Source organism: Vibrio sp. V31_P5A7T61, from assembly GCF_009904895.1.
Classification (GTDB): Bacteria; Pseudomonadota; Gammaproteobacteria; order Enterobacterales; family Vibrionaceae; genus Vibrio; species Vibrio metschnikovii.
In genome coordinates, this window is the sequence record NZ_WXWI01000022.1 from 41362 (window position 1) to 54097 (window position 12736).

Below are 12736 nucleotides of genomic sequence, written 5' to 3' on the forward strand. Positions count from 1 at the left end.
TTAACCTTTGAATGCACAGGTGTGTACCAGCACACCGATGTAAGACGAAACCCCAATAACGATCTAAACGTAAGCTGGCTTTGCATCATCCCATTAATGCTCAACATCTGCCGCTTGCTGAGCCGCAAGTCTGGGTCCTTGAATGACTAAACTGGCCAATAACCGGACTTGCTCAGCTAACTCTTCATGCCATTGTGGCCAAATACGCGCAATATAAACATTACTGCCTTCACCACGAGTCATATAGCCATCATGAAAAGTCTCCGCCATTTTTTTCAGTGATTTTTCGCGATCATCGACCCACTTTCCACGGCTAAACCCCGCTTCAATACTGGCTAATGCGGTATTAGGAAAATACGCCAACGGTTCGGTCATGCCTTGATAAAATAAACGCACTAACTCCGTCAGTAATGCCTTGGCGTGATCGGCATCCGCGATGGGGGGATAAACCCAATGCTGCACGCCTTGTTTGCGATCGTAACCAATCACATGAGTCGGTTTATTGATTCCCATTGCGGCAAGAGCAAGATGATCGATCCACGCCGCGAGATAATGCTGAGCACGAATCGCACCACTGCGATAACGCATTAATCCAGCTTGATAATTCTTAGTCAGCCAGCCAGTCAGTTGAACCGATTTGCCCTCACCGAATAAATCAAAACGCAGATTGATCTCTTGATCATCAAGTGGTGAGTGACATAAGAAACCGATTTTCTCCGCTAGCGCTTGAGCTTGTGCACGATTGGTCTCAAATTCTAGCTCGCCAAAGGCACCGATCGGTAATTTACCCTGCGCCCGCTGCTCAACCAATACACGTTCGATCGCATGTTCAGAATTCGGCTGCTCAAGAAAAACATCAAGGAGTTGATCGCGTAATTGATAACTCTCTAGCCCATCCAAAGTAAAAGGCTCTGCATCTTCCATCACTGGCTGCGGCGCTTCAAAGGTGACTTTCAGTCGGCGATTAAAAAAGTATTGCACTGGCAAACGCCAAAAACGTTGTAGCTCTACAAGCTCTAAATTCAGAGGATATGTTGCCTCAATTAAGTAATCACTGAGCGCACGATTAAATTCACCACGGGATTGTCCCTGACGATTAGCCGCAGGTAGCCACTCTTTAGCGTAACTGCCGGGTTGGGTCAAAAATGCGTCTGGACTGAACGGGACCATGGCATGAGTTGTGGTTAACGCATCAACCAATCGTTCCGCCGACCGATCACTGCTCAACGATTGATCGCCCTGCAAGCAGTAATTTTGTTGGCAATACTCCATTAACTCTGCGACTAAAACTGAAGGGACACGTTCAGTATTGTCTTGAATCGAACGACCAACGTAACTGATGTACAACGTTTTTTGTGCCGAGAGCAACGCCTCTAAAAATAGGTAGCGATCATCATCTCTCCGCGAGCGATCCCCCGCTCGGGGACGTCCATTGATTAAATCAAAACCATCTTTCGGCATGGTTCGCGGATACACACCATCGTTCATGCCCAATAAACACACCGTTTTAAAGGGGATCGATCGCATCGGCATTAAGGTACAAAAGTTCACTTGTCCTGCCAAAAAGCGCTGGCTGACTCGTGTACCTAATAATTTGTTGCGTAGATACTGGATGATGATACTCGGTGCCAGTGCTTGATCGTATTTAGCATCCGCCAGTTGTTGTTTTAATTGCGCTAAGGTATCGCGAATCGATTTCAGCGCCAGCTCACCTTGCAGATCAACCACAAAAAAGTCATCCAGTAGCTCCCCTAACAGCGCTCGCCACTGTTCAATACTCTGAGTGTTGGCGAGCCGCTCACGGTAATCACTCACTCGCTGAATAAAATGCGCCAATTTGCCCGCCAGCTCCGCATTCAATCCTTGCACTTCATTGTAAGGCGCTAAAGCCAGTTCGCCTTGCTCAAATAAGCCCGCAGAGGGCGGCATGGCATAACCGAGTAACATCCGCTCAACGCCAAATTGCCAAGTATTTTGTTCGGTTGGCGGCAGTTCAAATTGATCTGCCGTACGAGCATTTAGCCCCCAGCGAATCCCAGACGCTTCCACCCATAATTTTGCTTGCGCGAACTCTTGCTCATTAAGCGCGAACTTAGCCATCATCGCTGGCGTTTCGAGTAACTCCAGTAACTCTGAGGCTAAGCAACGTGATTCTGGCAAACTAACCAAATGCATAAATGCACTTAAGATAGGACTTTCTTGATCGGCTGTGCGATCTGAAATGGCATAAGGGATATAACGCTCACCAGGCGCATTGCCAAATACGGCGCTAATCGCTGGACTATAGGCATTGATATCCGCCACCATGACAATAATGTCACGCGGTTTTAAATCTGGATCAGCATCAAACATGGCCAGCAGTTGATCGTGCAAGACTTCCACTTCTCGCATTGGACTATGGCAGACATGAAGCGAGAGAGAAAAATCATCAACCTCGATGACCTGTTTGTGCAGGCTATTATCAAGTTGCTGATCATCTTGATGTTCTTCTAAATGCAAAATATCCGCTTGCAGGTGATGCAGTAAACTATCCCGAGTAGGGGCCATAAACAGCTCCAGCTCTTCACAATCCAATAGCGACAGCAAATAGAGATTATCACGGCCCAATTTGCCCATCGAGGCTAACAAGTTATTGCCCACTGACGCTTCATTATGCTGCTCATCAACCAAATTGGCATCTATACCGCCTTTTAGTGGCGAGCGCTGACCAGCCAGTTGAATCTCATTATTTTGTAGCGCCAGCATTTTGCGCTGGCGGCTCTCCAGTTTGGCTAAGGTTTTTCGATCGCGAATATCCCCCCAATAGTGCTGACAAGGGTTGGTAAACATTAGGTGGACATCTATCTGCTCACCCAATGCCTTTAGTGCATCAAGATAACGGGGAGGAAGAGAGGCGATACCAAAAATAAATAACCGCTTGGGTAACAGACGGGTATCTAATGCCCCCTCTGCCAATTGCTCAATAAAGCTTTGATACAGATTGCCACGATGATAATGGGACTGACCTTGATAGACAGTGTCTTGATATAAGGCTTGCCACAATATTGGCTGCCAAGGATGCTCGTCATCGAGTTCTTTAACGACCTCCCCCGCTTCCCACTGAGCGATCCAATCCGGACGATACACCAAATAACCATCAAAAATATCGGCAATTTTCTCTGCCAATTGGTATAGCTTAGAGTGATCGTCGTCTCGCTCAAGATAGCGTTGCAGGGCAGTGAATTGTGGATGAGTGAGTAGGTTTGGCAGCAGACGCATTAACTTCCACGTCATTGCTTCTTTATTAAATGCACTGCGCTGTGGTACCTCAGGCAAGACTTGGGTAAACATCTCCCAAATAAAACTGGCCGGTAATGGAAACTCAAGATTCGCAGCCACTCCCAGCTCTTTGGCTAACGCCATCTTTAGCCATTGCGACATGCCCGAGCTTTGTACCAAGATTTTTTCTTTGTCAAACGGGTGCGCTAACGGGTCGTTTTTGATCAACTGCACTAACAGCGTTTTGAGGATTTCAACGTTATTCGAATGATAAACGGTAAACACAATGCACTCACACTACTCTGCCCTTAATAAGGGTTGAGAGTAGCATAAGTGCCGTTAACTGGATAATTTTCCTCGGGTCTGTTAACCCTAATGCATGACGATTATCCCGCCTGACCAGCCAATGAACGAGCTGGAAAATAGAACATCAGATAACGTAGCGCTACGTATCCAACCACCACGGTCGCCACAATCAGTTCAAAACTGGCAAGCGCATGTATCTGCTGTACATAGTGAGGGGCGATATTTACGCTTTCCATCCAATGAGCGGTTTTAAACAGCGCCGTGGCACCAATCACCATTGGAAAGGTAAACGCGGCATAACCTGGGCTAAAAGGTAAACGCAGTAATTGAGTGAACGCGAGGTAAATAATCGCCGTCATCAACACCGCAATACCAAACAGTAAAGCAATGATCACAGGGGAAGGCTCAGCGGTAACCGTTAAATAACCTGCCAAAGAGAGACTCGCTGGCGCTGCCAAGATCGCTAAGGTGGGTTTAGCCGCATCTGGCACTTGATGGGTAAACATAAAACGATAAATCATCATCGGTAACATTACCGCATAAGCCAACATACCAAAGATTAAGGTTGCATGAGCAATCGGAGCCAGTAGTGGGTTACCAGAAAATGACACGTCAGCCACAATGATCCCCACGGGTGGCACGAACCAACTCGGCACCATATGATGCAGTTCAAACGCTTTAGCACGATGATAAACAAAGCTCACCAAGAAAATGACATGCAGCAACACCGCCAGTAACCACAGTCCATCACCGAAAAATGGTGAAAATTGGCCCACCGAATGAGACACCACCATACACGCCATCGCAAAAGTCGGCACGACGCTGCCCACCACTGGGTGCGCCAAATCTTGGCGGAGTAAATGATTATGCAAGAGAAACTTAAACGCTAAAACAATCAATAACACACTGGCTAGCGCAGCGCCAAGCCACTGACCGTAGCCTTGTAAATTGGCAAGGTTTTCCCAGCTCCAACCTAAACTGGCAATACCTAATGCCAATCCTGCCATGGGAGTGGGCGCTCCCATCACTTTTGTTTTTGCTGCTTGAATCATACTCACCTCAACACGGCTTATTATCGCAATACGCGCATGATACCCTTGCTTAATGTTTGAATATATCTGATTATTTATAACCCGCGTTCGATAAAACTAAACAACCTATGGCCAGCCCGATTTCGCTCAAACAACTCAATGTGTTTATGACCATCACCCAACACAAAACGCTAACCGAAGCCGCAGACGCTCTGTTTCTCTCTAAAGCAGCGGTGAGTTCAGCTTTAGCGGAATTGGAGAAACACTTAGGACATGCGCTGTTTGATCGAGTCAACAACCGGTTAATCCTTAATCAAGAAGGGCAAAAACTATTGCCTTTGGCCGATGAATTGCTGGGACGCGCCAAAGATCTGCATCATCTGTTTGATCAGCAAAATACCCTCGCTGGGCAATTACGAATTGGAGCCAGTGACACGATTGGCAACCAGTTAGCGCCTTATTTAATTAGCGCCTTTCGCTCCCAATACGATCATCATGCACAAAGCCTATTTATTTCTAATTCAGCACTGATTTGTCAAAAACTGGTCGATTATGAGTTAGACGTTGCTTTGATAGAGGGCAAGACCCTGCATCCCCAATTGATTTCGCGTCAATTTGGTCAAGATGATATGTGTATTATCTGCACCCCTGATCATCCGCTCGCCAAAAAATCAACGTTAACGCTCAGCGATTTTGAACAGAGCCAATGGGTGCTAAGAGAGGCCGGTTCGGGGTCTCGAGAATTTTTTATGCGCGTCGTTGCGCCGCGCATTGAGCAATGGCAAGAGAGTTTCGAGCTCAATACCACCGAAGCATTGATTAACAGTGTCTCAGCTGGATTAGGACTCGGTTGTTTGTCACAGCTGGCGGCCCACTGCGCGTTACAAGATGGGCGAGTCAAGCAACTGACTGTCCCTCTCGATATGCAACGGCGTTTTTGGGTGTTGGTGCATAAAGAAAAGTACCAAAGTCCGCTGTTGAAAAGCTTTATCGCCTTTTGTCATCAATCCAATGCCTAGCCTCTCAGTTTGATGGCTTCATCTAGACTTTATTGAATAAAAACTGTATAAAAAGCCAGTAATTATTTAGCACAACATAGAGGATGAACCATGGCTGTCATCGTTAAGTACGTGGTGGAGCGCAACGGAGAAGAGAAAATGACTTTTACCTCGAAAGCCGAAGCTGATGCTTATGACAAAATGCTCGATATGGCAGATGAGCTGTTCGAATTATTAGGTAAAAGCGCTCTGATTGAAGATGAAAGTAAGCAAGAAGAGTTAGCGCTGTTCTTGGCACAGAACAAAGAAGACGTGCTGGTCGCGCTCGGTGCCAAGCGCAAGCCTACGCCACCGAAAAAACCGAAAGCGGTCGAGAGTGATGACTCTGTCGACGATGCTGCTTAACTGACTCTGACCGCTGCCTAGCAGCGGTTTTTTATCCTAGAAAGGATATCTATCGCTAAAAAGACAGACGATATCGTTCGATGGACGGATAACGTATTGCACCTTTCCTCTGAATAAAACTCTCTTTAAGATAACGATCATCTTACGGTCATTGACCACGAAATTGACACCACCAAAATGGAGAACTCATAATGGCGAATTTTGCCCTAGGCTTTGGTACGGCCACACTCAATCGTGACGGAAAAATCATTGAGGCATTTTTCCCTCATCCAGTTCTAAATCCAAGTGATGATTTAATCAAAGTATTGGCTGATATTTGCAATTATCAATCGGGTAATCAAGTAGTTGAGATCTTACCAGAGCAATACGGTCAACTGGCTCATGCCTTTGCGACTCATGGTCAAGCGGACAATGCCGCTTTTGCCAGCAAAGCCGCGCTGTCTACTCAACCACTGATTTTGGTGGTGCTCGCTACCGATCAACAACCAAGCTCAATCGCTGAAGGCTTTTTAAAACTACAGCTTATCTCTCATCGTCTCGTGCAACCACACGGCACAGTACTGGATGGTATTTTTGGTCTATTGCATAACATTGCTTGGACCAATGAAGGCCCGATTGATTTACCAGAGCTTGCCGAGCGTCAAATCGAAGCTCGCCTTGCCGGACGTCAATTAAGCGTCGATTGTGTCGATAAGTTTCCGAAAATGGTTGATTACATTGTCCCAACGGGTGTACGTATTGCTGATACTGCTCGCGTTCGCCTTGGCGCACATGTTGGCGAAGGGACGACTGTCATGCATGAAGGTTTTATCAACTTTAATGCGGGTACCACCGGCGTCAGCATGGTGGAAGGACGAATTTCCGCTGGGGTTGTTGTCGGTAATGGCTCTGATATTGGTGGCGGTGCGTCAATCATGGGCACCTTATCTGGCGGCGGCAAAGTCGTGGTATCGATTGGGGAAAACTCACTACTTGGCGCCAACGCCGGTCTTGGTTTCCCCCTTGGCGATCGCTGCACGGTAGAGTCAGGGTTGTATGTCACTGCTGGCACCAAAGTCCGCATGCTCGATAACCAAGGTCAAGAAGTTGAGATCATCAAAGCACGCGAGCTCGCTGGTGTCTCTGACCTGTTATTCCGCCGCAATTCGATCACCGGTCAAATCGAGTGTTTAGCCAATAAATCAGCGGTTGAGCTAAACAGTGAGTTGCATAGCAATAACTAAGTCTCATCCAATGAGTTCAACGGCTTAACCCGTTCGATTATCAAAACAAAGGCTAGCGTCAGCTAGCCTTTGTTATTGTACTATTGTTCGCTTATGAACCGAATTAACGGGCAACATTGGCTGGGCTAATCACCACACAAGCGGTTTGCTTTTGCTTACCAAAACCGATGATCTGAGACAGGGCTTTTTTACCAACCGGAACATACGCCGAAGCCATCGCATGCTGTTCAGATTCCGCATGAGGATCGTGGAAAAAGAAAAACTTTTCACTCATGCCACTTAAAATGATCCAGTGAGGTTCTTTTTTACCATCAAATCGATAGGTGCTAATCAACAATAGTACGCAAGCCCCTTGCGTCACCCACGCTTCAAGTTGATCCTGAGTGGGTGGAGCATCAATCATCGCCACATCTTGATGAGCCAGTTGCTCACAAAAATCCAGATGCACTAACTCAATCACCTGTTTTTTATTGAGGTCTCGGACACTATCAATGAAAGGGGTACTTTGTGATTGGCTCCATAACTCGACATGAAAACCTCGTTTCGCTGCTGCTAACGCTAGGCCTTGGCCACTACAGCCACCGTGCCCCGCCGCCATGAAAATCGTCGTCGCTTCTCGCCATAACTGAAGCTCTTGGGTGCGACTCAGTTCAAAAGAGGGTCGTAAACAAGAGAAACTCATCAATAAGCAAGCGGCACCACAGGTGAAGGGTGTGGTTTGCACATAAAGGGGCATCGGTAGCAAAATTTTAGGTCCATGAGGGGTCAAACGTTTTTGCATCCGACGACCATCACATAAATCGTCGTAATAGTGGATCAAACACTTCAAAGTGCGATAACCCATTTTTTCATATAATTTTATTGCGGCTATATTGTCTTCACGAACTTCTAGCCGTAATGTAGTGAAACCTTGATCAAGAGCAGCACGCTCGCATTGTTCAACTAACGTTTGAGCAATCCTCCGTCCTCTGAAATCAGGTTTAACGGCAATCGAATACAACCTTGAGAGCTGTGTACCTTGATGAAATAGTAGCAATGCATATCCAGCTAACTCCGTACCGGAATCGGCGACAAAAATCACCGAATGGCTAGAATGTAAAAAACGCTTCATTTGACGAGGAGAAATTTTATCTCCATCAAACAGCTGTTGTTCTAACGCATTAAGCGCAGCGAGATCAGTACTTTTCGCAAGACGAAAGTCCATACGACGTCCTTACAGGATGAAAAGAGTAGTTGGCAAGATTGTGACTCAATAATAGACCTATTGATTTAGGAAGAATATAGCGATGGCAAACCTTTTAATCGTGACCGATCAGGCCAGTGACTGGCAACAGTATTTCCCTTCAGAACAAGTCGTCAGCGTTGATCAATATTTAGATGCTGACTGGAAAGCTTCACAGCGCAGCGTACAGGTGGTGAACCTTTGTCGCGATTATGATTACATGAGTACGGGATATTACTGCTCTCTGTTAGCTGAAGCCCGTGGACATCGAGTGATCCCACGCGTGATGGCAATTAACGATATTAACCAGCCGTTTTTACTGTCCTCTGGACTCTTAAAACTTAACAAGCTGTGCAAAAATATCGACTCTATCCACTGTAAAATCTACTTTGGACGCACACCAGAAGCTGGTCTAGAAAAACTGGCTCAGCGCCTGTTCGAACAGTTTATGGTGCCAGTGATTGAACTGAAAATGACCAAAATTCAGGGACAATGGCAAATTCACAGCATTGCGCCATTCCCTTTTCAAGATCTGCAAGACAGTGAACAAGATTTCTTCATTGAGTCATTAGAGCTGTTCTCAAGTAAAATCTGGCGCAGACCGAAACAAGAGAAGAAGTATCGCTACGATATCGCGATGTTGGTCGATGAAGAGGAGAAAATGCCGCCTTCCGATCCTTCTGCATTGAAGCGTTTTCGCCGCGCCGCCAATCGCTTAGGTATGAACTTAGAATTGATCTCCCCTGATGATTTGTCGCGTTTGGGCGAGTTTGATGGCCTATTCATTCGCGCCACCACTAATATTAGCAACTACACCTATCGCTTTGCGAAAACAGCGGAAAAAATGGGCCTGATCGTGATGGATGATTCAGAATCGATCATGAAATGTACCAATAAGGTATTTTTGACCGAGTTACTGCAACGTAATAAAGTTCCTGCGCCTAAGAGTGTTATCGTACAAGGGTTTGATAACGATTGGAAAAGCTACTTGATGGGACAACTGGATTTCCCTATGGTGCTGAAAATCCCCGATGGCGCTTTTTCTCGTGGGGTAGTCAAGGTTCGTAATGAACAAGAGCTTGAAAAAGAAGCCAATGCGTTATTTAGCAAAAGCGCGCTGATCCTAGCTCAAGCTTTTATGCCGACTGATTTTGATTGGCGAATTGGCGTCATGAACCGCCAAGCGATTTATGCCTGTAAATACATGATGAGTCGTGGACACTGGCAAATTTATCAGCACCACAGCAGTGGCCGAGTCTCATCGGGTGGGTTTGAAACCTTCGATTTAAAGCAGGTGCCTAAATCGGTGGTGGATGTGGCGGTAAAAGCGGCAAACTTGATCGGTAGTGGTCTGTATGGCGTCGATCTTAAAGAGATCGATGGACAGGTTTATGTGATTGAAGTCAATGATAACCCGAGCATTGATCATCAAGTTGAAGATGCGATTCTCGGCGATCTGCTCTACGATCGTATCATGACAGAATTCTTACGCCGTATTCAGATGCGTGGTTTTTAGTTTATTCTGATTCGATGAACACTTTTCCCCAAGTGATGTAGATAACTCATCACTTGGGTTTATTTTATCAAGGACAAGGATTCTCAATGGATTTTCTTCTCGATCATTGGTCTTTTGCCACGACTCCTACGATACCACTCTCTCTGCATCCCCAAAAAATTGAAGCAGACCACTGGTACCACTGCCAACGAGATAAAGCTGGGTTACGTGAATGGCTAATCGATAATGCTATTCCTCTCTCTATCGTCGATAGTTTACTTGCCGAAGATACTCGACCTCTATTTGAACAGTACGACGAACAACGCTTTCTGCTGATTCTACGAGGGGTTAATTTGAATGATAATGCCGACCCTTCTGATATGCTCAGCGTGCGAATTCTCTATTATCATGGCGCCTTAATTACCAGCCGTAAAATATCTTCAAAAACCATTAATTTAATTAGCCAAGCACTACAAAAAGGCAATGGACCGAAAAATCTTGCTGAGGTAATACTCGCCATCATTGATGGGCTGAGCAAAAATATTGATGATTATCTCGATACGGTGGAAACCAAAATTGCTCAATTTGAAAGTGAAACCGAACTGAGTGAGCAATTAATCCAAACTCATAAAGCGCTGCTAAAAATTAAGCGATTTATAAAACCTCAACAATACGCCCTTGAAGATTATCAAACCGGCCAAATTGCGATAGCCAAAAGCAAACAATTGAATTTACGTCATAGCGTAAATACCATTACTCGGATTAATGAAACCTTAGATTTTTTCCTGAGTGAGTTGGATATTATTAAAGGGGAATTGCGTCAGTATCACGCTGAAAAAATGAATCAAAACACTTACTTATTTTCAGTCATTACGGCAATTTTTCTACCTGCGACATTCCTGACTGGCTTACTTGGGGTCAATGTCGGGGGTATACCAGGCACCGACTCTCCTATCGCTTTTGGGGTCTTTTGTGCTGGTCTGCTTGCTATTTTTGTGATGGAATTTTGGATATTGCGCCGTTTGCGTTTTTTAACCAATTAAATGGGGACTCACTATGTATATTTTCGGTTACGGAAGCTTAATGAACTCAGCTTCGCGTCAACTGACAGGCCAAACCGGACAAGCGATTCCAGCGATTGTCCATGGTTTAGTGCGTTATTGGGGAAAAGTGGATGATAGCTATCTGATTTCACCTTTAGTGGTTAACCCGGGACAAGGCCAAGTGAATGGCGTACTGCTCGAAATCGATGAGGCTGGATTAGCTGAATTTGATCGCCGAGAACGTGGATATCAACGTATCGCACTTTCTCATCAACACATAGACTGTCAGCATCCTCTTAAAACCGATCAAGCGATTTGGGTCTATGTCACCGAACAATATCAGCCCCCTTGTCCACGCAGTCCGATTGTCCAAACTTACGTTGATACCGTGCTCGCCGGGTGTTTGGAAGTTTCTGAGGCGTTTGCTCGCCATTTTGTCGAACATACCTTAGGCTGGCAAGCACCATGGGAAAATGATCGGTCCATGCCTAAATATGGCAACTTAGCCGGTGTCAACGCCACTGACCTTGAACACATCGATCGACTGATTGCTCAGGTTCGTTAAATATTCAATTCGCGCTAGGGACGATGAACAAGATGTGGGAAATATTCATACGCTTTTTTACGCTCGGTTGGATAAGTTTTGGCGGCCCAGCGGCGCATATTGGCTACTTTCGACACACGTTTGTTGAAAAACTAAAATGGATGAGCGATCAACAATATGGACAAATTGTCGTTTTAAGTCAGTTTTTACCCGGCCCAGGTTCAAGCCAAGTTGGCTTCGCGATCGGCTATCAGAGAGGCGGATTACTGGGCGCTGGTTTAGCCTTTATTGGCTTTACTCTCCCTTCGATCATACTAATGGTATTACTCGCCACTTTCAGCCGCTATTGGCTTGATACATCACAATATGCACTACTGAACCATGGATTAAAACTGCTCGCTGTCGTGGTCGTTGCCGAGGCAACATGGGGGATGTATCAAAACTTTTGCCGAACAAAAACCACCGCCAGCTTAGGTCTGTTTAGTGCGGTCATTTTGTTGTGTTTTCCCGGTATCTTAGCGCAAATCTTGGTCATAATCCTTGCTGCCATCATCGGCATGAAGTGGCTAAAAAATCCGTTTTCCACGACAAGTCTCATTCCATTTCGACCAACGTGGTGGCCTTTAGTTTTATTTGTAGCGATTTTATTTGGCCTACCATGGCTAGTCAGCTCCAGTGCGAGTTTAATGTTATTCGAACAATTTTTTCATGCTGGTAGCTTAGTATTTGGTGGCGGCCATGTCGTCATGCCTCTGTTGCAAAATTTGTTAGCCGATCAAATAAGCAGCGATACTTTCCTTACTGGTTATGCCGCCGCTCAAGCGGTACCGGGGCCAATGTTTACACTAGCAACGTATCTGGGTTACTACTTGCTACCCGCATCGCCGATCACCGGTGCCATCATCGCTACCATCGGCGTCTTTTTACCGGGATTTTTACTGCTTTTAGGCGTGCTCAAACACTGGCAAAATCTTGCTAATATTCCCTCCGTTTCAGGTGCTCTCACCGGAGTCAACGCATCTGTAGTCGGATTATTACTCGCTGCTCTTTATCAACCAGTGTTTATCAGTGCAGTATTCAACGCTTGGGACGTTGCTTTACTACTGATCGGTTTATGGTTACTTAAAATTATGAAGTGGCCCATTCTTGGTTTAGTCATGTTCTATTTGTTAACGGCACTTATTCGTGGCGTTTTGTAACAAAAAGAAGTG

The 12736-nt window shown here is 45.8% G+C and carries 10 protein-coding genes; 7 read left to right on the forward strand and 3 right to left on the reverse strand.

All coding sequences use genetic code 11. The features are described from left to right. Positions 1–93: 93 nt before the first annotated feature. On the reverse strand, positions 94–3543 hold the full coding sequence (gene recC / locus CAG58_RS04135) for an exodeoxyribonuclease V subunit gamma (protein WP_161425835.1): 3450 nt from the start codon (positions 3541–3543) through the stop codon (positions 94–96). 101 nt (positions 3544–3644) lie between these two features. After that, positions 3645–4616, reverse strand: coding sequence for a TDT family transporter (locus CAG58_RS04140; protein ID WP_161425836.1), 972 nt, complete (start codon positions 4614–4616; stop codon positions 3645–3647). A 107-nt stretch (positions 4617–4723) separates the two neighbouring features. On the opposite strand from CAG58_RS04140, the gene CAG58_RS04145 reads away from it, so the two are divergent. From CAG58_RS04145 to dapD, 3 genes are all read left to right on the forward strand, one after another. Beyond that, positions 4724–5614 (forward strand): LysR family transcriptional regulator, encoded by an 891-nt coding sequence (locus tag CAG58_RS04145; protein WP_161425837.1) that lies wholly within the window; start codon positions 4724–4726, stop codon positions 5612–5614. A gap of 90 nt (positions 5615–5704) precedes the next feature. Continuing rightward, on the forward strand, positions 5705–5998 hold the full coding sequence (locus CAG58_RS04150) for a YebG family protein (protein ID WP_004395895.1): 294 nt from the start codon (positions 5705–5707) through the stop codon (positions 5996–5998). Positions 5999–6189: 191 nt separating this feature from the next. Beyond that, on the forward strand, positions 6190–7221 hold the full coding sequence (dapD, locus tag CAG58_RS04155; protein ID WP_161425838.1) for a 2,3,4,5-tetrahydropyridine-2,6-dicarboxylate N-succinyltransferase: 1032 nt from the start codon (positions 6190–6192) through the stop codon (positions 7219–7221). Between the two features lie 103 nt (positions 7222–7324). Here the strand turns inward: dapD and CAG58_RS04160 are convergent, their stop codons facing one another. Next, the gene (locus tag CAG58_RS04160; RefSeq protein ID WP_161425839.1) at positions 7325–8425 is read right to left on the reverse strand and encodes a GNAT family N-acetyltransferase/peptidase C39 family protein; all 1101 of its coding nucleotides are present in this window, start codon (positions 8423–8425) and stop codon (positions 7325–7327) included. An 82-nt stretch (positions 8426–8507) separates the two neighbouring features. On the opposite strand from CAG58_RS04160, the gene CAG58_RS04165 reads away from it, so the two are divergent. The 4 genes from CAG58_RS04165 to chrA all read left to right on the forward strand — a co-directional run bounded on the left by CAG58_RS04165 (position 8508) and on the right by chrA (position 12724). Then, complete coding sequence (locus CAG58_RS04165; RefSeq protein WP_004395898.1) at positions 8508–9959, forward strand: RimK family protein; 1452 nt, start codon at positions 8508–8510, stop codon at positions 9957–9959. A gap of 86 nt (positions 9960–10045) precedes the next feature. Beyond that, positions 10046–10981 carry a zinc transporter ZntB gene (locus CAG58_RS04170; protein WP_161425840.1) on the forward strand — a complete coding sequence of 312 codons (936 nt, stop codon included), beginning with the start codon at positions 10046–10048 and terminating at the stop codon, positions 10979–10981. 13 nt (positions 10982–10994) lie between these two features. Continuing rightward, positions 10995–11546, forward strand: a complete 552-nt coding sequence (locus CAG58_RS04175; protein WP_161425841.1) for a gamma-glutamylcyclotransferase family protein — start codon at positions 10995–10997, stop codon at positions 11544–11546. 32 nt (positions 11547–11578) lie between these two features. Beyond that, complete coding sequence (gene chrA / locus CAG58_RS04180; protein WP_161425842.1) at positions 11579–12724, forward strand: chromate efflux transporter; 1146 nt, start codon at positions 11579–11581, stop codon at positions 12722–12724. Positions 12725–12736: the final 12 nt, after the last annotated feature.